We start from the raw sequence: 17,787 nt of genomic DNA, 5'->3' as shown, positions 1-17,787 counted from the left end.
GGAAGCACACGGCCCGGGTCAGACGCTACCGCGCCGCCCGGGCCGTGTGTTGCCCACATGCTCGACAAAGGTGATCAGGGGGTGACGGGCACCTTGATCGTCCCAGCGATGATCTTCGCCTTGAAGTCGTCGAGCTTGCTCTTGATGTCGTCGATCATCCCGCCGGTCGTGGCGAAGTCCACACCGCCGGCCTTCAGGTCGTAGACGTGGTTACCGGTGAGGTCCTTGCCGTCGGACGCCGACTTGATGAAGTCGTAGACCGCGACGTCGACCTTCTTGATCATCGACGTGAGGATGACCGAGCGCACGTCCGCCGGGGCCGTCAGGGCCTGGTCGGAGTCGACACCGATGGCCAGCTTTCCGGCAGCCTTGGCGGCCGTGAAGACGCCACCACCGGAGCCACCGGCTGCGTGGTAGACCACATCGGCGCCCTTCTGGTACATGCCCTCGGCTGCGGTCTTGCCCTTGGCCGGGTCACCGAAGCCGGTGAAGTCCGGCGGCTGGGTGAGGTACTGCGAGTCGATCTTGATGGCCGGGTTGACGGCCTTCGCACCGGCGATGTAGCCAGCCTCGAACTTCTTGATCAGGGGCACGTTGACGCCACCGACGAAGCCGATGTGGCCCGTCTTGGACTTCAGTGCAGCGGCCGCACCGACGAGGAACGAGCCCTCGTTCTCGGCGAACGTGATCTGGTCGACGTTGGGGCCCGCGGAGTCCGGCGACGCGTCGTCAACGATCGCGAAGTGCACGTTGGGGTTGTCCTTGGCGGCCTTGCCGACCGACTTGGCGTAGGCGAAGCCCACCGCGACGACGTGGGTGTAGCCGGCGTCGACGAGCTGCTGGAGGCGCTCCTCGCGAGCGGCCTCGTTCTCGTTGGCGACCGCGGCGGCTTCCTTGGTGGTCACCCCGAGGTCGGTCTTGGCCTTGTCGAGACCCGCCGCGGCGGCGTCGTTGAACGACTGGTCCCCGCGACCACCCACGTCGTAGGCCATGCCGACCTTGAGCGCGGCCTTCGTGCTCGAGCTCGAGCTCGAGCTGGAACCGCTGGACCCCGAGCCGCTGCCCGAGCCACCGCATGCGGCGAGGGTCAGTGCTGCCACCGACATCACCGCTGCAACCTTCATCGTGTGACGCAAGGCTGTCTCCTGTTCTTTGGTATGCAAGAGGCGCTCTGCTGCGCCACTAGGCCGTGAGGATAGCCCGACCGACGGATCGGCAACTCAGCCTTCGGGCAGTCGGGTGACAAACCGTTACCGATCCGCGACCGCCTCGCTGCCGTTCCACCGGCCTTGTGAACCGTGAGGCGCCCGCTAGCTTTCGACTGCGATGATGCAAACCATTGCCATCGCAGTCAAAGGGGGGCACATGAAGAAGATGCACGCAACTGTCTTGGCCGTGGGGCTCACGGCCGGTGCGGCGATAGCCGCGGCTCCGGGGGCAGAGGCAGCCGGGTGCGGGTCTTACCGCCCGACCTTGCAGTACGCCTACGCGAGCTGTTCCGGCATCCTCGACACCGGGTACATCCGGGTCGAGGCCAGCGTCTGCAACGCGAGCGGCTGTCGCACCCAGTTCGGCCCCTACGTCTCCAAGGCAGGGGGCTCCCGGTCAGAGATCAGAGTGGGCACGGGCTACTCGCTGACCAACGTGACGTACCGCATCGCGTCGAACTAGCCGAGCCCGCTGGACCCATCGGCGCTGGCTCGGGTCTTGACCACGCCGGACACCACCGCACCTGCGAGCAGGCGTGCGCCGTGCACGACCGAGTCGTCGTCGACCACGAGGTCACCCTGGTGAAGGTCGTACGTGTGGCCGCCGGGTGTCCGCGTCCCCAGCCGGGCCATGGCGCCCGGGACCTCGCGCAGGTACCACGCGAAGTCCTCCCCGCCGAGGGACTGCACGGTCCCCAGGGCCGTCAGGCCGACTCCCTCTGCCGCCGCCCGGAACACCTCGACCGCCTCCGTGGCGTTGACCACCGGAGGCACTCCCTGGACGTGCTCGAGCACTGCCGTCACGCCGTACGGGGCCACGATGTGTTCGACGGCCTGCGCGAGGAGCGGTCCGATCGTCGTCCAGGCCTTGGCGTCGAGCATGCGCAGCGTGCCCGCGAGGGTGCCGCTCGACGGGATCACGTTGGCGGCCTGACCGGCGTGCACCTCGCCCCAGACCAGCGCGAACGCCGTGCGCGGGTCGAGCCGGCGGGACAGAACGGCCGGCAGCTCGGTGACCACCTTGGCCATCGCGAAGGTGAGGTCCTCGGTGAGATGGGGTCGCGAGGTGTGGCCTCCGCGGCCGGAGAGGTGCACCGTCACGCGGTCGGCTGCCGCGGTGATCGCCCCGTCGCGCAGGCCCACGGTGCCGACGTCCAGGCTGGGGTCGCAGTGGACCGCGAAGATGGCGTGGACGTCGTCCAGGGCGCTCTCGGCCAGCAGGTCGACCGCGCCGCCGGGGATCACCTCCTCGGCGGGCTGGAAGAGCAGGCGGACCGCGATGCCGCGCTCCCGCAGCGCGTCCTCATGGGCCTTGAGGGCGAGGCCGGCGCCCACCATGCCCGCCACGTGGACGTCGTGCCCGCAGGCGTGGCAGATGCCCTCGGTGGTCGACGCCCACGGCAGGTCCGTGCGCTCCCCCACGGGCAGGGCGTCCAGGTCGGCGCGCAACGCCACCCGGTATGCCGGCTGCTCGGCTCCGAGGTCGGCGATCAGCCCGCTGACGGGCAGGCGGCGCAGAGAGACCCCGGCGGCCTCCAGGCGCTCCGCGACCTTGGCGGTCGTGCGCGTCTCGCCACGGGAGAGCTCTGGGTGTGTGTGCAGGTCGTGCTGCAGGGCCAGGAGCTCGGGGGTGAGGAAGTCGATGGTGGTGCACAGGTCGGCCAGCAGCTGGTTGTCGCTCATGTCAGCGCGCACTCTACTCGCGGGTCCGGCGCAGCCACGCTCGTTCCCGCAGCGCCGGGCCGACCGTCCCCTAGAAGGTCTCGCGGGGGACGTAGAGGCCCCACACGTCCCGCAGCGCGTGGCTGACCTCGCCGCCGGTGGCCCGCAGCCTCAGGGCCTCGCGCATCGGGTAGAGCAGGTTGTCGGTGCCGCGCGCGGCCTCGCGGACCGCTTCGAGGGCGGCCTCGACGGCGTCGTTGTCGCGCTCCGCACGCAGGGCCGCCAGTCGCTCGCGCTGGTCGTGCTCGATCTGCGGGTCGACCCGCAGCGGCTCGTACGGCTCCTCCTCGTCGAGGGTGAACCGGTTGACGCCGACGACGGTGCGTTCGTCGTGGTCGATCTCGAGGGCGATGCGGTAGGCCGAGCGCTCGATCTCCGACTTCTGGAAACCCTGCTCGATCGCGGCCACGGCGCCGCCGCGGTCCTCGACGGCCTGCATGAGCTCGAGGGCAGCGGCCTCAACGTCGTCGGTCATCGACTCGACCACGTAGGAGCCGGCGAACGGGTCGACGGTCTTGGTCACGTCGGTCTCGTAGGCGATGACCTGCTGGGTCCGCAGGGCGAGCCGCGCGGCCTTCTGCGTCGGCAGCGCGATGGCCTCGTCGAAGGAGTTGGTGTGCAGCGACTGGGTGCCGCCGAGCACCGCGCCGAGCCCCTGCAGCGCGACGCGCACGAGGTTCACCTCGGGCTGCTGGGCGGTCAGCTGCACGCCGGCGGTCTGGGTGTGGAACCGCAGCATCTGGGACTTGGGGTTCTTCGCCCCGAACTCGTCACGCATGATCCGCGCCCAGATCCGGCGGGCCGCCCGGAACTTCGCGACCTCCTCCAGCAGCGTGGTCCGCGCGACGAAGAAGAACGACAGCCGGGGGGCGAAGTCGTCGACGTCGAGCCCGGCAGCCTGGGCGGCTCGCACGTACTCCTTGGCGTTGGCGAGGGTGAACGCGATCTCCTGCGCGGGTGTCGCCCCGGCCTCGGCCATGTGGTAGCCGCTGATGGAGATGGTGTTCCAGCGCGGAAGCTCCTTGTGGCAGTAGGCGAAGATGTCGCTGATCAGCCGCAGCGACTCCTTCGGCGGGTAGATGTAGGTGCCGCGCGCGATGTACTCCTTGAGCACGTCGTTCTGGATCGTGCCGGCCAGCCGTGACGGGTCGGCACCGTTCTCCTCGGCGACCAGCTGGTACATCAGCAGCAGCGTGGCCGCCGGGGCGTTGATCGTCATCGAGGTCGACAGGTCGCCCAGGGGAAGCCCCCCGAACAGCGTCCGCATGTCGTCGATGGAGTCGATCGCGACGCCGACCTTGCCGACCTCGCCGCTGGAGATGGCCTCGTCGGAGTCGTACCCCATCTGGGTCGGCAGGTCGAACGCCACCGACAGTCCGCCGGTGCCCGCCTTGACCAGTTCGTGGTAGCGCTCGTTGGACTCCTTGGCCGTCCCGAACCCGGCATACTGGCGCATCGTCCACGGGCGACCGGTGTACATGTTCGGGTAGACGCCCCGGGTGTACGGGAACTGTCCCGGCTCGCCGAGCTGGACCTGCGGGTCGAAGCCCTCGAGGTCGCCCGCGCCATAGACCGCCTTGATCGGCAGGTCGGACTCAGAGCGTGCGGAGGGGACGTCGGCGGCCATGTCGCCCACGATAGTGAGCCCGTATGCCGTGTGGTCACCACCCGTGGCCCACCTCACCGTGGGCTACGTCACGGGGCTACGTCACGGGTCAGTGGCCGAGCTCGGCCCGGCGCTTGTCCCACCGCTCGGCGATGGAGCCCATCTCCTCGCTGACGAACTCGAGGAAGTCGACGCTCAGCGCGATCCGCTTGCCGGCCGAGGTGGCCCGCCCACCCACGAGGTCCACCCCGTCACGCAGCGCCGTCGTCATCGGCTCGTAGACGCGCGGGGTGTTCATCATCATGTCGTGCCAGGCGTCGTCGGCCACGACATAGACGTCCCGCCTGCTCCCCTTCTCGCGTTCACGGTGGATCATCCGCAGCTGCTGGAGGTAGCGGACAGCCCCGGACACGGACGCGGCGCTCACCGACAGGACCTCACCGAGCTCGGCGGCCGTCATCCGTCCGTCGTCGTCCGCCAGCAGCGCGGCGAACACCCGGGCGGGCAGGCGCTGGAGCCCTGCTTCGGTCAGCGCCGACCCGAACCGCTCGACGAACCGGTGCTGCGCGGTGGGCTTGTCGGCGGTCATACGAGGAGTTTAGAACATTCAAGAGTTTCTGAAAACGGTGTACAGTCGAAGCCATGGCACCCGTCATCGAAGCCACCGGCCTCGTCAAGAAGTTCGGCGCCACGACTGCCCTCGACGGACTCGACCTCACGGTCCACGAGGGCGAGGTCCACGGCTTCCTCGGCCCCAACGGTGCCGGGAAGTCCACCACGATCCGCATCCTGCTCGGCCTGCTGCGCTCGGACGGCGGCACCGTGAGCCTGCTGGGTCGAGACCCCTGGACGCACGCCACGGAGCTCCACCGCCAGCTGGCCTATGTGCCGGGCGACGTCGTCCTGTGGCCCAACCTGACCGGGGGCGAGGTCATCGACCTGCTCGGCCGGCTCCGCGGCGGGATCGACGAGGGCAAGCGGGACAAGCTGCTCGAGGCGTTCGAGCTCGACCCCACCAAGAAGGGCCGCTCCTACTCCAAGGGGAACCGGCAGAAGGTCGCCCTGGTCGCGGCCCTCGCCTCGGACGTCCCGCTGCTGGTCCTCGACGAACCCACCTCGGGCCTGGACCCGTTGATGGAGAAGGTCTTCCAGGACCACCTCACCCAGGTGCGGGCCGAAGGTCGGACGGTCCTGCTCTCCAGCCACATCCTGTCCGAGGTCGAGACGGCGGCCGACCGGGTCAGCATCGTGCGGGCCGGCCGGATCGTCGACTCCGGCACGCTCGCCGACCTACGCCACCTGACCCGCACCAGCGTGACCGCGACCCTGGCCAGGCCGGTCGCCCAGACCGAGGCGGCCGGCTGGCCCGGAGTGGATGCCGCACGCCTCGACCGTGACCGCCTCGTCCTGTCGGTCGAGACCAGCGCTGTCGGCGACGTGCTGGGTCGGCTCGGGCCCCACGGCATCCAGGCCCTCATCTGCCAGCCGCCCACCCTCGAGGAGCTGTTCCTCTCGCAGTACGCGACACGGTCGGCACCGACCCGGACACACCGACGACCGAGTCGACGGGGTCGTCGGTGACGCCGGGGGCCAAGGAGGGGGTGTCGGCGTGACGTCGCTCGTCGGCACCGGACCGCTCCTGCGCCTGGCCTGGCGCCGCGACCGCTGGGTCATCGTGGCCAGCGTCCTCGCCCTGGTGGCCACGGCCTACGGGTCGATGGTCGCCACCCTCGACCTCTACCCGACCGACGCCGAGGCCGCCTCGGGCGCCGCGGTGATGGTCGACAACCCGTCGCTCACCGCACTGTACGGGCCGCTGCCGTCGGCGACGGCCGCCGGGATCGGGGTGCTCAAGACCGTGATGATGGGCAGCCTGTTCACCGCGTTCCTCGCCTTCGCCATCGTGCGCCGGCACACCCGCAGCGAGGAGGAGGACGGCCGGTTCGAGCTCGTCGCAGCCGGCGTCGTGGGGCGCCGCGCCCCGCTCGCGGCCGCCGTAGGGCTGGCGACGGCGACGGTCCTCGCCACCGGGCTGCTCTCCGCGCTGAGCCTGGTGGCCACGGGCGTGGGCGTGACCGGCTCCTTCGCGCTCGGGGCGGTGGAGGTCGTGGCCGGACTCGTCATGACCGGCGTCACCGCCGTCGCCGTCCAGCTGACCTCGACCACCCGCGGGGCGGGGGGCATCGCGGTGGGGGCACTGGGCCTGGCCTTCGTCGTCCGGGCCCTGGCCGACACCACGAAAGCCGGCGGCCAGCACCTCGCCTGGCTGTCGTTCCTCGGCTGGGCCGAGAAGGTCAGCCCGTTCGGTGCCGATCGGCTGTGGCTGCTCCTGCCCGCAGTCCTGGCCACCGCCGCGCTGCTGTTCGTCGCCGACGTGTTGCTGCACCGTCGCGACCTCGGCTCGGGCCTGTGGGCCCCCCGCCCAGGTCCGACGAGGGCCTCCGCCGCCCTGGCCAGCCCGCTCGGCCTCGCCTGGCGCCTGCAGCGCGGTGCGCTGCTCGGATGGACCATCGGGTATGCCGTACTCGGCCTGGCCGTGGGCAACATCGCCAGGTCCGTGGACCAGATCGCGAGCAGCCCGAGCGTCGAGGAGATGCTGCGCACGATGAGCGGTGGAAAGGGCTCCCTCGTGGATGCGTTCTTCGGTACCGAGCTGCGGTTCCTCGCGATCGGCGTGGCCGCCTACGGCATCGCGACGACCCTGCGGCTGCGGTCCGAGGAGAGCGCCGGACGCGCGGAGGTCGTGCTGGCCGCGCCGGTGAGCCGGTGGACCTGGCTGGGCAGCCACGCGACGATCGCCGTGCTGGGCTCGCTGTGGCTCCTGGCCGTGGTGGGCACAGCGGCCGGGCTGTCCGCGGGTGCGGTGAGCAGCACCGGGGTGGGCCAGCTGCTGCCGGCCGCCCTCGCGACGGCCCCCGCCGTGCTCGTCTGCGTGGCCCTGGCGGTCCTGCTGTTCGGGCTGCTCCCGCGGCGCTCGACCCTGGCCTGGGGTCTGCTGGCGGCGTTCGTGCTCCTCGGTGAGTTCGGCGCCCTCCTGTCGCTCCCGGCGTGGGCGCTGGCCCTCTCGCCGTTCGACCACCTCGGCAGCCTGCCCGGTGGCAACGCCAACGCGGGCGGCCTCGTCGCGCTGGTCGTCGCGGCCGTGGTGGTCGCAGGCCTCGGCTTCACCCAGTTCCGCCGCCGCGACCTGGTCAGCTGAGAGCGCTGAGAGCCCCAGCCAGCTCGCGGGACTGTGGCACCGGGTCAGAGGAGGTCGGCGCGCCCCTCGGACCGCAGGGCGTCGACGACGGCCTTGACGTCCTGGGCCCGCTCGCGGGACATCACCAGCAGGGCGTCGGGGGTGTCGACCACGACGACGTCGTCGAGGCCGACGAGCGCCACGACGCGCCCCGTTCCGGGCACCACGATGCCGGTCGAGTCGACCACCCGCACGGCTGAGGCGTCGCCGAGGACTCGGACCCCCGGCATACCGGAGGCGTCGGAGAGCAACCCGCCCAGGGAGCTGAAGTCGCCGACGTCGTCCCAGCCGAAACCGCCCGGCACCATGGCGACCCTCCCCTGGCCGGCCGCAGGCTCGGCGACGGCGTGGTCGATCGCGATCTTCTCCAGCCCGGGCCACACCTCCTCGAGCCGACCCGGGTCGGCCGCGAGCGCGCGGACTCCCGCCGCGAGCTCGGGGTGCCACTGGGCCAGCAGGTCCAGCAGGACCGTGGCCTTCACGACGAACATGCCGGCGTTCCACCGGAACCGCCCGGTCGACAGGTAGTCCTGCGCTCGGGCCCGATCCGGCTTCTCGACGAACTGGCTGACCGCGGTGGTCGGGCCGTCCCCAAGGGGTGAACCCATCTCGATGTAGCCGAATCCCGTTGCGGGATGGGTGGGTTCGATGCCGATCGTGACGACGAAGCCCTGCTCCGCGACCCGCACCGCTTCGGCGACACAGGCGCGGAACGCGTCCTCGTCCGTGATCACGTGGTCCGCTGCGAAGGACCCCAGCACCGCATCGGGATCGCGCGCCTCGAGGACTGCCGCCGCCCACCCGATCGCGGCCATGGAGTCCCGTGGCGCCGGTTCGGCCAACAGCTGGTCCGGCGGCAGGTCGGGCAGCTGCTCCCCCACCGCCGCCCGGTGGGCGACACCGGTGACGACCAGCACTCGCGCGCCGGTCAGCGGCGTGAGCCGGTCCCAGGTGGCCTGCAGCAGGGAGCGGCCCGAACCGGTGAGGTCGTGCAGGAACTTGGGCGACCCCGCGCGGGACACCGGCCACAGCCTCGTGCCGGCACCCCCGGCGGGGATCACCGCCCAGAAGTGGTCGTTCGTGGGTGCAACGTCGTTGCTCGCCGCGGATGACATGGCCGGAACGCTAGCCCACCACCAGCCCGTCACCTGCCGCTCACCCGACACACCCCCAGTCGTGGCCCACCCCTCACCCTGGGTGCGGACGCTGATGGTGTGCGCGTCGCCATCGTCACCGAGTCGTTCCTGCCCTACCTCAACGGGGTCACGACCAGCGTCTGCCGGGTCGCCGAGTGCCTGCGGGACCGTGGCCACGAGGCGCTCATCCTCGCCCCACGCCCCGCCCCGTCCCACTACGCCGGGTATGCCGTCCACGGCCTCGCGTCCGTGCCTGTGCGGCAGTTCCCGGTCGGGCTGCCGATGGGCGGCGAGGTCGAGGCCGCCCTGGCCGACTTCGCCCCGGACGTCGTGCACGTGGCCTCACCCTTCGTGCTCGGCGCCAGCGCCCTGTCCGCCGCTGCACGGCTCGGGCTGGCGACGGTGGCCGTCTACCAGACGGACATGCCCAGCTACGTCCGACAGCACGGCCCCGGCGCGGTGGGACGCGGCGCCGCGCGGGCGGCCTGGCGATGGATCCGCAGGATGCACGAGATGGCCGACCTGACCCTCGCCCCCTCGTCGGCGACCCTCGCCGAGCTGCGCGCGCACGGCATACCCCGCACGGCGTTGTGGGCCCGGGGCGTGGACGCGGCCCTGTTTCACCCCGGCTGGCGCGCCGACGCCGGCACCCGCGCGCTGCGCCGGTCCCTCGCGCCGAAGGGGGAGGTGCTCGTGGGCTATGTCGGACGGCTCGCTCCCGAGAAGGAGCTGACCCGGCTGGCATCGCTCGCCGGCCTGCCGGGCCTGCGGGTGGTCGTCGTCGGCGAGGGTCCGACCCGCGACGAGGACGCCGCGGCCCTGGCTGCAGCCGGTGTCGACGCCGTGTTCCTCGGCCGGCGCGAGGGGGACGACCTCGCCCGCGCGTATGCCGCGTTCGACCTCTTCGTGCACACCGGCACCCGGGAGACCTTCGGGCAGACCCTGCAGGAGGCCGCGGCGACGGCGCTGCCTGTCATCGCCCCCGCGCGCGGCGGCCCCCTCGACCTGGTGGACCACTCGCGGACCGGCCTGCTCTTCGACCCGGACCGACCGGAGTCCCTGCGTGAGGCGGTGGCCCACCTGGCCGGCGACCGGGTCAAGCGGGAGGCGATGGGAGAGGCCGGACGGCTGCGGGTCGCTCCGCGGAGCTGGGCGTCCCTGACGGACCAGCTGCTGACCCACTACTCGTCCGCCCAGCAGGCCCGGTCCCTCGCCGGGTAGGGCTGGCGCCCTCGGCATACCGGCGGGTAACCCGGCCTGTCTGGTTTCTCACAGGCAGGCCGTTCACGGACCCGGTGGCCGGGCCGATAACCTGACGGGCGAACTACGGCCCTCGACGCTCGCGACGACTGCCGTGACATCTGCTTCGAAAGGGACGCGCAGTGGCGCAGGCAGCCAACGGGACCCTCTACCGCGGCCGTGAAGGCATGTGGTCGTGGGTGGCCCACCGCATCAGCGGGGTTCTGATCTTCCTCTTCCTGTTCGCGCACGTGCTCGACACGGCGCTCGTGCGGGTCTCCCCCCACGCCTACAACGAGGTGATGGGGGCCTACAAGAACCCCGTCGTCGGGCTCGCCGAGGCGGGGCTGGTAGCCGCAGTGATCTTCCACGCGCTCAACGGTCTTCGCATCATCGCCGTGGACTTCTGGGCGAAGGGCCCGAAGTACCAGCGACAGCTCTTCTGGGGCGTCGTCATCGGTTTCGTCGTGCTGTTCGCGCCCTTCGCGATCCGGCACCTGACCGTCGTGTTCACGCACTGAGAGGCTGACGATGAGCGCCAGCACCGAAACCAACTACCAGGCCGGCCCCGACGCCGTCTCGGCCAAGAAGTCCCGCTACCGCCGGGTCTCCACGGGCCGCGGCAACTTCGAGCTCTGGTCCTGGGTGTTCATGCGCGGCAGCGGCATCCTGCTGCTCGTCCTCGTCTTCGGGCACCTGTTCGTCAACCTCATGCTGGGCGAGGGCATCCACGGCATCGACTTCGCGTTCGTTGCCGGCAAGTGGAGCAGCCCGTTCTGGCAGACGTGGGACCTGTTGATGCTGTGGCTCGCGGAGCTGCACGGGTTCAACGGGGTCCGCACGATCATCAACGACTACACCGAGAAGGACCGCACCCGGTGGATCCTCAAGGGTCTGCTCGTGGCGAGCGCGTTGCTCGTCATGGTGCTCGGCACGCTGGTCATCTTCACCTTCGACCCGTGCCTCGACCCGTCGACGACCCTCTCCGTGTGTCACAAGTGAGCTCGAGCTAAGGAATCCGCTGAACATGCAGACGCACAAGTACGACGTCGTCATCGTCGGGGCCGGCGGCGCGGGCATGCGTGCCGCGCTCGAGTCGAGCACCCGCACCCGCACGGCGGTGCTCACCAAGCTGTACCCGACCCGCTCCCACACCGGCGCGGCGCAGGGTGGCATGTGTGCCGCCCTGGCCAACGTCGAGGAGGACAACTGGGAGTGGCACACCTTCGACACCGTCAAGGGTGGCGACTACCTCGTCGACCAGGACGCTGCCGAGATCATGTGCCGCGAGGCCATCGACGCGGTCATCGACCTCGAGAAGATGGGGCTGCCGTTCAACCGCACCCCCGAGGGCAAGATCGACCAGCGCCGGTTCGGTGGGCACACCCGCAACCACGGTGAGGCTGCCGTCCGCCGGTCCTGCTTCGCCGCGGACCGCACCGGCCACATGATCCTCCAGACGCTCTACCAGAACTGCGTCAAGCAGGGCGTGGAGTTCTACAACGAGTTCTACGTCCTCGACCTGCTCATGAACACCGGCGCGGACGGCGAGCAGCACACCGCGGGCGTCGTGGCCTACGAGCTCGCCACAGGTGAGCTGCACGTGTTCCAGGCCAAGTCGGTCGTCTTCGCCACCGGCGGCACGGGCAAGGTCTTCAAGACCACCTCCAACGCGCACACCCTCACCGGCGACGGCATGGGCGTGGCCTTCCGCCGCGGGATCCCGTTGGAGGACATGGAGTTCTTCCAGTTCCACCCGACAGGCCTGGCCGGCCTGGGCATCCTGCTCTCCGAGGCGGCCCGCGGTGAGGGCGGCATCCTGCGCAACGCCGACGGCGAGCGGTTCATGGAGCGCTACGCCCCCACCATCAAGGACCTCGCGCCCCGCGACATCGTCGCGCGCTCGATGGCCAACGAGGTCCGCGAGGGTCGCGGCGCCGGTCCCAACAAGGACTACGTCCTGCTCGACCTGACCCACCTCGAGCCGGCCCACATCGACGCCAAGCTCCCCGACATCACCGAGTTCGCCCGCACCTACCTCGGCGTCGAGCCCTACACCGAGCCGGTGCCGGTCTACCCGACCGCGCACTACGCCATGGGTGGCGTGCCGACGAACGTCGAGACCGAGGTGCTGCGCAACAACACCGACGTCGTCCCCGGCCTGTTCGCCGCGGGCGAGGTCGCCTGCGTCTCCGTGCACGGCTCCAACCGCCTCGGCACGAACAGCCTCCTGGACATCAACGTGTTCGGGCGCCGGGCCGGCATCGCCGCCGCGGAGTATGCCGCGAACGCCCCGTACGTCGACCTGCCGGCCAACCCCTCGACCTTCGTGGAGGCCATGGTCGAGACCATCCGCACCCGCGAGAGCGGCGAGCGGGTCGCCGACCTGCGCAAGGCCCTGCAGGAGACGATGGACCGCAACGTCCAGGTCTTCCGCACCGAGGCCTCGATGAAGGAGGCCCTCGGCGTCATCGACGAGCTCAAGGAGCGCTACGCCAACGTCGTGGTCCAGGACAAGGGCAAGCGCTACAACACCGACCTCCTCGAGGCCGTCGAGCTCGGCTTCCTCATCGAGCTGGCCGAGGTCATCACCCTCGGGGCTCTGGCACGCAAGGAGTCCCGCGGTGGTCACTTCCGCGAGGACTACGAGGCCCGCGACGACGTCAACTTCATGCGCCACACGATGGCCTACCGCCCGCCGGTCACCGACGAGGAGCAGGGGCCGACCTTCGCGGACGAGGTCCGCCTCGACTACAAGCCCGTGACCGTGACCCGCTACCAGCCGATGGAGCGCAAGTACTGATGACCGCAACAGCCCAGGAGCCCAAGGCCGCGACGGCCGTGCCCACCTTCACCGTCACGCTCAGGATCTCGCGCTACAACCCCGAGACCGACACCGAGCCCCACTGGGAGACCTACCAGGTCACCGCGCATGCCACCGACCGCGTGCTCGACGCCCTGCACCAGATCAAGTGGGACCAGGACGGCTCGCTGTCGTTCCGCCGGTCCTGCGCCCACGGGGTCTGCGGCTCCGACGCGATGCGGATCAACGGCAAGAACCGGCTTGCCTGCAAGACGCTCATCAAGGACGTCAACCCCGACAAGCCGATCACCGTCGAGGCGATCAAGGGCCTTCCGCTCGAGAAGGACCTCATCGTCGACATGGAGCCGTTCTTCGACGCCTACCGCGAGGTGATGCCGTTCCTCATCACCGAGGGCAACGAGCCGACCCGCGAGCGCATCCAGAGCCAGGCCGACCGCGACCGGTTCGACGACACGACCAAGTGCATCCTGTGCGCCGCGTGCACCACGAGCTGCCCGGTCTTCTGGAACGACGGCCAGTACTTCGGACCCGCGGCGATCGTCAACGCGCACCGGTTCATCTTCGACACCCGTGACGACGGCGGAGCCCAGCGGCTGGAGATCCTGAACGACAAGGAAGGCGTGTGGCGCTGCCGCACGACCTTCAACTGCACCGACGCCTGCCCGCGCGGCATCCAGGTGACGAAGGCGATCCAAGAAGTGAAGCGCGCGCTTCTGACGTCCCGGTTCTGAGCTCCATGAGGCGCCGGGTGTCGTCGCGCGCCCCGGAAGGGGCGTTTGCGCCTCTCGCAAGCTCGTTTTACGGCGCTGCACGCCGCTTCCGGGGCGCGCTCCTCGGACTCCTTGCCGCGGGCCTCGCATTCTTCATGGCGGTAGCAGAACCAGGCGCGGCCACGGCGCTCTCGTCGGGCACGACGCACGCTGTCGCGGTGAGGCCGGCGCCGTCGGCGACGACGAAGACGCTGCCGGTGCCGAGCGCCACGGTGGACCCGTCCGTGTCGGTCGGCGGCCCGCGACTGGCGTCGATGGGGGTCGTCACGGATCTGCCGCCGGGGGTCCCTGCCCCGCCCACTCTTCGTGACGTGTCGTGGGTGCTGGCCGACCTCGACTCCGGAGCGGTGATCGCGGCGAAGGCCGCGCACGCCCGGCTGCTCCCGGCAAGCACCCTCAAGACGCTGACGGCGCTCACCCTCATCCCGAAGGTGCCTGCGACCCGCAGCATCGTGCCCACCCAGGCGGACGCGAGTGCGGACGGCACCAGGGTGGGGTTGGTGCCCGGGCTTTCCTACACGGCCGGACAGCTGTTCCAGGCGCTGCTCATGGCGTCGGGCAACGACGCCGCCTACTCGCTCAGCGAGGCCGCCGGCGGCCGGGCGGCGACGCTGACTGCGATGAACGAGCGCGCGGCATACCTGGGGGCGCACGACACGGTCGCGCGGAACCCCGCGGGGCTGGACGAACCGGGGCAGACGTCGAGCGCGTACGACCTGGCCCTGATCGGTCGTGCGGCGTTGCAGCTCCAGGACTTCCGCGGCTACGTGCGGACCAAGCAGGTCGACTTCCCCGGCCGGCTGGACCCGAAGACGAAGAAGCGCGCGACCTACAAGGTCAACAACCACAACACGTTGCTGTACAACTACCCCGGCACCATCGGCGTCAAGAACGGCTACACCGAGGCCGCCAGCCGCACCTTCATCTCCGCCGTCACCCGCGGGAGGAGGACCTACCTGCTCACCGAGATGCACGGGCTCGACTCGTCCTGGCGTCCGCAGGCGGCGATGTACGACTGGGCCTTCGCCTACGGCGACAAGGCGAGGCCGGTGGGCGAGCTCGTCGCACCCGGCTCGGTCACGACATCGCCGACCCTCCCGCCGCAGTCGACCTCACCGAGCCTGGGCGCGCCCGGCGCGGGCGGTGCCGGGCCCGCCGCTGCGAATGCGGCCGCTGCCGCCCTGTCCAGCTCGGGCATGGCGTTCTCGGGTCTGCGGCCCTGGGTGGGCGCAGCCGGTCTCGCCGCAGCGGCGGCCCTCGTCCTGCTCCTCGCTGCCCGGACCCGCCGGAGATCGGTGCGGGCCCGGGGGCGTCACCGCTGACGGCTCAGCCGCGGCGGACCAGGCTCCGTATGCCGCGGGTGACCGAGCCCAGTGCCACCGCGCCGACCGCACCCAGCACCGCACCCGCAGCCACACTGGTCCGGTCCGCCGCGCGCTGGCCGAAGGTCGGCAGCCCTGCGTCGGTGCGCTGACGGACGCTGCCCACGGGCTCGGGGGCCGGACCTTCGGCAAGCTTCTGCGCCTGGCCGGGACTGACGTCGCGACCGAGGCGGGCGCCGGCGGGGCCGTCGAGGTCGTTGGCCGCCCACGCCGCCGCGACGAGGATGACCCGGGACATGAGGTTCAGCCACACCAGCAGGCCGGCGACGAGGGCGAACCCGAGGTAGAGCTTGTTGTGGGTCGTGCTCGAGAGCAGGAGCGTTCCGAACTTCTTGAGCACCGTCAGGCCGATCCCGCCGAAGAGCGCACCGTTGCGCAGGACCTCCCACGGGAGCCGCACCCCGGTCAGGAGGCGGAGCATGATCGCCACCAGGCCCGCATCGAGGGCGATCCCCACGAGGAAGGCGACGACGGTGAGGATCCAGCCCTGACCGCCCAGTCCGACGAAGTGGCCCACCCAGCTCGCGGCGGCGCCCGCGATGGCCCCGACCGCGGCCGAGAGCAGGATGCCGACGCCGAGGAGCACCAGGACCCCGATGTCCCGGAGCTTGGCCAGGACGGGGTTCCCGGAGCTGCCCTGCACGCCGAAGATCGCCCGGATCGCGTCCCGCAGCGCGCCGAGCCAGCCCGTCCCGGCGAGGACGAGTCCCACCACGGACACGATCCCCTCGATCGACAGGGCGGCACCCGTGGGCACGTTGACGTTGATGATCCCGTTCGGGTTGGCAGCGGTCTTCACGAAGCCAGGGAGCAGGTTGTTGATGGCGTTCTTGGTGTCGGTGAGCAGCTGGGGCTGGCTGCGCAGCACGAGGCCGAACACGGTGAACGCCAGGAGCACCGCGGGGAAGATCGAGAAGAAGGCGAAGTACCCGACGCCTCCGGCGAGGAGGTTGCCGTTGCGGTCGCCGTACCGCTTCCAGGCACGCCAGACGTGGGTCGTCTGGAACCGCGCCCACCAGCCCTTGATCGTCTGCATGTCAGCTCCCGTTCAGGGCGAAGGAACGCACCGGCCGCCAGACCCCGTCGGCACCGTGCTCGTAGAGGTGGAACTCCCCTACGTCGAAGGTGCACTCGAAGTCCGCCAGGTCGGCGAAGGCGCGGTCGAGGTTGTCGTCGGAGACGTGGTGGGCCACGGTCACGTGCGGGTGGTAGTAGAAGTCGAGCTCGCGCTCGAGCGGCCCGCGTCGCACCGCCTTCTCGAGCAGCTCGCAGTCGGCCAGTCCCCCGGAGACCTGGACGAAGACGACCGGCGAGGTCGGCCGGAAGGTGCCGGTGCCGCGCAACACCATCGGAAACGAGCGTCCCTGGGTGGCCACGGACTCCAGGTGCTCGACGACCGAGGCCAGCTCGTCGTCGTCGACCTCGGTGGGGGGCAGCAGCGTCACATGGGTGGGGATGGACTCGGCGAGCGGGTCCCCGAAGGACGCCCGCTTGCCCTGGAGCATCTCCGCGTGCGGAGAGGGGATGGCGATGGACACACCGATGGTGGGCACCCGGCGACCCTACCCAATGCTTTCGGCGGACACCCTGCTGTGAGTCCCGGCCATCGGGGTGGGCACGGGGTCAGCGGGCACGGGGTCAGCGGGCACTGGGCAGCAACCCCACGGCAGCGCGCACCCGGGCCATGGTGGCCTGGGCGACCTCGCGAGCGCGGTCGGCGCCGTCGGCCAGGATGCGGTCCAGCTCGGTCGGGTCGGCCAGCAGCTCGGCCATCCGGGTCTGGAACGGGGTCAGCCGGTCCACGACCACGTCGGCGACCTCCTGCTTCAGGTCGCCGTAGCCGCGACCCGCGAACGACGCGGCCAGGTCCTCGACCGAGGTCCCCGAGAGCACCGAGTGGATGACGAGCAGGTTGGAGACGCCCGGTTTGGTGTCCGGGTCGTAGCGCACCTCGCCATCGGTGTCGGTGACCGCCGACCGGATGTTCTTCGCGATCTTGGCGGGATCCTCCATGAGGTCGATGAGTCCCTTGGGCGAGGACCCCGTCTTGCTCATCTTGGCGGTGGGGTCCTGCAGGTCCATGATCTTGGCGGCGCCCTTGACGATGTAGGGATCAGGCACCACGAGCGTCTCGCCGAAGCGGGTGTTGAACCGCTCGGCAAGGTCGCGGGTGATCTCGAGGTGCTGGCGCTGGTCCTCCCCGACCGGCACGTACGCCGCGTCGTACATGAGGATGTCGGCCGCCATCAGCATCGGGTAGGTGAGCAGGCCGACGTTGGCGTTCTGGCCCTTGGAGACCTTGTCCTTGAACTGGGTCATCCGGCGCGCCTCGCCGTCGCCGGTGAGGCAGTTCATCACCCAGCCGAGCTCGGCGTGCTCGGTGACGTGGCTCTGGCAGAAGACCGCCGAGCGCTTCGGGTCGACGCCGCCGGCGAGGAACTGGGCCGCCGTCACGCGGGTGCGCCGGCGCAGCACCTCGGGGTCGGTGGGCACCGTGAGCGCGTGCAGGTCGGCCACGAAGTAGAAGGCCTCGAAGTCGTCTTGCAGCGTGACCCAGTTGACCAGCGCCCCGAGGTAGTTGCCGAGGTGCAGGGAGTCGCTGGTCGGCTGCATCCCGGACAGGATCCGGGGCAGCACGGCGGGCGCGGACGTTTCAGGCATG

General features: G+C 70.6%; 17 protein-coding genes. 9 read left to right on the top strand and 8 right to left on the bottom strand.

Translation table 11 applies throughout. The annotated features are described in order from the left end of the window. Positions 1–74: 74 nt before the first annotated feature. Positions 75–1,124, bottom strand: coding sequence for a BMP family lipoprotein (locus tag BJ986_RS10365; protein ID WP_238338077.1), 1,050 nt, complete (start codon positions 1,122–1,124; stop codon positions 75–77). Between the two features lie 241 nt (positions 1,125–1,365). On the opposite strand from BJ986_RS10365, the gene BJ986_RS10360 reads away from it, so the two are divergent. After that, positions 1,366–1,671, top strand: a complete 306-nt coding sequence (locus BJ986_RS10360; protein WP_179421911.1) for a hypothetical protein — start codon at positions 1,366–1,368, stop codon at positions 1,669–1,671. Here BJ986_RS10360 and BJ986_RS10355 read toward each other — a convergent pair. From BJ986_RS10355 to BJ986_RS10345, 3 genes are all read right to left on the bottom strand, one after another. After that, complete coding sequence (locus tag BJ986_RS10355) at positions 1,668–2,891, bottom strand: amidohydrolase (RefSeq protein WP_179421910.1); 1,224 nt, start codon at positions 2,889–2,891, stop codon at positions 1,668–1,670. The two genes, BJ986_RS10360 and BJ986_RS10355, sit on opposite strands and share 4 nt — an antisense overlap. A 70-nt stretch (positions 2,892–2,961) precedes the next feature. Beyond that, on the bottom strand, positions 2,962–4,557 hold the full coding sequence (locus tag BJ986_RS10350) for an acyl-CoA mutase large subunit family protein (RefSeq protein ID WP_179421909.1): 1,596 nt from the start codon (positions 4,555–4,557) through the stop codon (positions 2,962–2,964). 88 nt (positions 4,558–4,645) lie between these two features. Next, positions 4,646–5,125: a GbsR/MarR family transcriptional regulator gene (locus BJ986_RS10345; protein ID WP_179421908.1), complete on the bottom strand. Its 480-nt coding sequence runs from the start codon at positions 5,123–5,125 to the stop codon at positions 4,646–4,648. A 53-nt stretch (positions 5,126–5,178) separates the two neighbouring features. Here BJ986_RS10345 and BJ986_RS10340 point away from each other — a divergent pair, with 53 nt between their 5' ends. Both BJ986_RS10340 and BJ986_RS10335 read left to right on the top strand, forming a co-directional pair. Beyond that, the gene (locus tag BJ986_RS10340) at positions 5,179–6,117 is read left to right on the top strand and encodes an ABC transporter ATP-binding protein (RefSeq protein ID WP_179421907.1); all 939 of its coding nucleotides are present in this window, start codon (positions 5,179–5,181) and stop codon (positions 6,115–6,117) included. Between the two features lie 28 nt (positions 6,118–6,145). Beyond that, on the top strand, positions 6,146–7,735 hold the full coding sequence (locus BJ986_RS10335) for an ABC transporter permease (protein WP_179421906.1): 1,590 nt from the start codon (positions 6,146–6,148) through the stop codon (positions 7,733–7,735). Between the two features lie 44 nt (positions 7,736–7,779). Here the strand turns inward: BJ986_RS10335 and BJ986_RS10330 are convergent, their stop codons facing one another. Further along, positions 7,780–8,889 (bottom strand): mannose-1-phosphate guanylyltransferase, encoded by a 1,110-nt coding sequence (locus BJ986_RS10330; RefSeq protein ID WP_179421905.1) that lies wholly within the window; start codon positions 8,887–8,889, stop codon positions 7,780–7,782. A 99-nt stretch (positions 8,890–8,988) separates the two neighbouring features. Between BJ986_RS10330 and BJ986_RS10325 the strand changes: the two genes are divergently transcribed. The 6 genes from BJ986_RS10325 (at position 8,989) to BJ986_RS10300 (ending at position 15,065) form a co-directional block, all read left to right on the top strand. After that, positions 8,989–10,131 carry a glycosyltransferase gene (locus BJ986_RS10325; RefSeq protein ID WP_179421904.1) on the top strand — a complete coding sequence of 381 codons (1,143 nt, stop codon included), beginning with the start codon at positions 8,989–8,991 and terminating at the stop codon, positions 10,129–10,131. Positions 10,132–10,292: 161 nt separating this feature from the next. Then, a complete protein-coding gene (sdhC, locus tag BJ986_RS10320) occupies positions 10,293–10,670 on the top strand; it encodes a succinate dehydrogenase, cytochrome b556 subunit (protein WP_179421903.1) in 378 nt (125 codons plus the stop codon). Positions 10,671–10,680: 10 nt separating this feature from the next. Beyond that, positions 10,681–11,151 carry a succinate dehydrogenase hydrophobic membrane anchor subunit gene (locus BJ986_RS10315; RefSeq protein WP_179421902.1) on the top strand — a complete coding sequence of 157 codons (471 nt, stop codon included), beginning with the start codon at positions 10,681–10,683 and terminating at the stop codon, positions 11,149–11,151. Positions 11,152–11,176: 25 nt separating this feature from the next. Then, the gene (gene sdhA, locus BJ986_RS10310; protein ID WP_179421901.1) at positions 11,177–12,952 is read left to right on the top strand and encodes a succinate dehydrogenase flavoprotein subunit; all 1,776 of its coding nucleotides are present in this window, start codon (positions 11,177–11,179) and stop codon (positions 12,950–12,952) included. After that, the gene (locus BJ986_RS10305) at positions 12,952–13,704 is read left to right on the top strand and encodes a succinate dehydrogenase iron-sulfur subunit (RefSeq protein ID WP_179421900.1); all 753 of its coding nucleotides are present in this window, start codon (positions 12,952–12,954) and stop codon (positions 13,702–13,704) included. The genes sdhA and BJ986_RS10305 overlap by 1 nt, the downstream gene beginning before the upstream one ends. A 197-nt stretch (positions 13,705–13,901) precedes the next feature. Beyond that, complete coding sequence (locus tag BJ986_RS10300; RefSeq protein ID WP_179421899.1) at positions 13,902–15,065, top strand: D-alanyl-D-alanine carboxypeptidase; 1,164 nt, start codon at positions 13,902–13,904, stop codon at positions 15,063–15,065. A gap of 4 nt (positions 15,066–15,069) precedes the next feature. On the opposite strand, the gene BJ986_RS10295 is transcribed toward BJ986_RS10300, so the two are convergent. From BJ986_RS10295 to trpS, 3 genes are all read right to left on the bottom strand, one after another. Beyond that, positions 15,070–16,161, bottom strand: a complete 1,092-nt coding sequence (locus tag BJ986_RS10295) for a YihY/virulence factor BrkB family protein (RefSeq protein ID WP_179421898.1) — start codon at positions 16,159–16,161, stop codon at positions 15,070–15,072. Between the two features lies 1 nt (position 16,162). Beyond that, entirely contained in the window at positions 16,163–16,678 is a 516-nt protein-coding gene (locus tag BJ986_RS10290; RefSeq protein ID WP_179421897.1) for a 2'-5' RNA ligase family protein, read from the bottom strand. 85 nt (positions 16,679–16,763) lie between these two features. Then, the gene (gene trpS, locus BJ986_RS10285; RefSeq protein ID WP_179421896.1) at positions 16,764–17,786 is read right to left on the bottom strand and encodes a tryptophan--tRNA ligase; all 1,023 of its coding nucleotides are present in this window, start codon (positions 17,784–17,786) and stop codon (positions 16,764–16,766) included. Position 17,787 lies beyond the last annotated feature (1 nt).

This window comes from Pedococcus badiiscoriae (assembly GCF_013408925.1).
Classification (GTDB): Bacteria; Actinomycetota; Actinomycetes; order Actinomycetales; family Dermatophilaceae; genus Pedococcus; species Pedococcus badiiscoriae.
The sequence above is the reverse complement of the archived record's forward strand: the minus strand, read 5'-3'. Positions and strand labels throughout refer to the sequence as shown.

What these genes read in the sequence shown, in the direction of transcription:
- sdhA (WP_179421901.1), top strand. Translation starts at nt 11,177, where the DNA reads ATGCAGACGCACAAGTACGACGTCGTCATCGTCGGGGCCGGCGGCGCG.
- BJ986_RS10315 (WP_179421902.1), top strand. Translation starts at nt 10,681, where the DNA reads ATGAGCGCCAGCACCGAAACCAACTACCAGGCCGGCCCCGACGCCGTC.
- BJ986_RS10365 (WP_238338077.1), bottom strand. Translation starts at nt 1,124, where the DNA reads ATGAAGGTTGCAGCGGTGATGTCGGTGGCAGCACTGACCCTCGCCGCA.
- BJ986_RS10340 (WP_179421907.1), top strand. Translation starts at nt 5,179, where the DNA reads ATGGCACCCGTCATCGAAGCCACCGGCCTCGTCAAGAAGTTCGGCGCC.
- BJ986_RS10330 (WP_179421905.1), bottom strand. Translation starts at nt 8,889, where the DNA reads ATGTCATCCGCGGCGAGCAACGACGTTGCACCCACGAACGACCACTTC.
- BJ986_RS10350 (WP_179421909.1), bottom strand. Translation starts at nt 4,557, where the DNA reads ATGGCCGCCGACGTCCCCTCCGCACGCTCTGAGTCCGACCTGCCGATC.
- trpS (WP_179421896.1), bottom strand. Translation starts at nt 17,786, where the DNA reads ATGCCTGAAACGTCCGCGCCCGCCGTGCTGCCCCGGATCCTGTCCGGG.
- BJ986_RS10360 (WP_179421911.1), top strand. Translation starts at nt 1,366, where the DNA reads ATGAAGAAGATGCACGCAACTGTCTTGGCCGTGGGGCTCACGGCCGGT.
- BJ986_RS10345 (WP_179421908.1), bottom strand. Translation starts at nt 5,125, where the DNA reads ATGACCGCCGACAAGCCCACCGCGCAGCACCGGTTCGTCGAGCGGTTC.
- BJ986_RS10305 (WP_179421900.1), top strand. Translation starts at nt 12,952, where the DNA reads ATGACCGCAACAGCCCAGGAGCCCAAGGCCGCGACGGCCGTGCCCACC.
- BJ986_RS10295 (WP_179421898.1), bottom strand. Translation starts at nt 16,161, where the DNA reads ATGCAGACGATCAAGGGCTGGTGGGCGCGGTTCCAGACGACCCACGTC.
- BJ986_RS10355 (WP_179421910.1), bottom strand. Translation starts at nt 2,891, where the DNA reads ATGAGCGACAACCAGCTGCTGGCCGACCTGTGCACCACCATCGACTTC.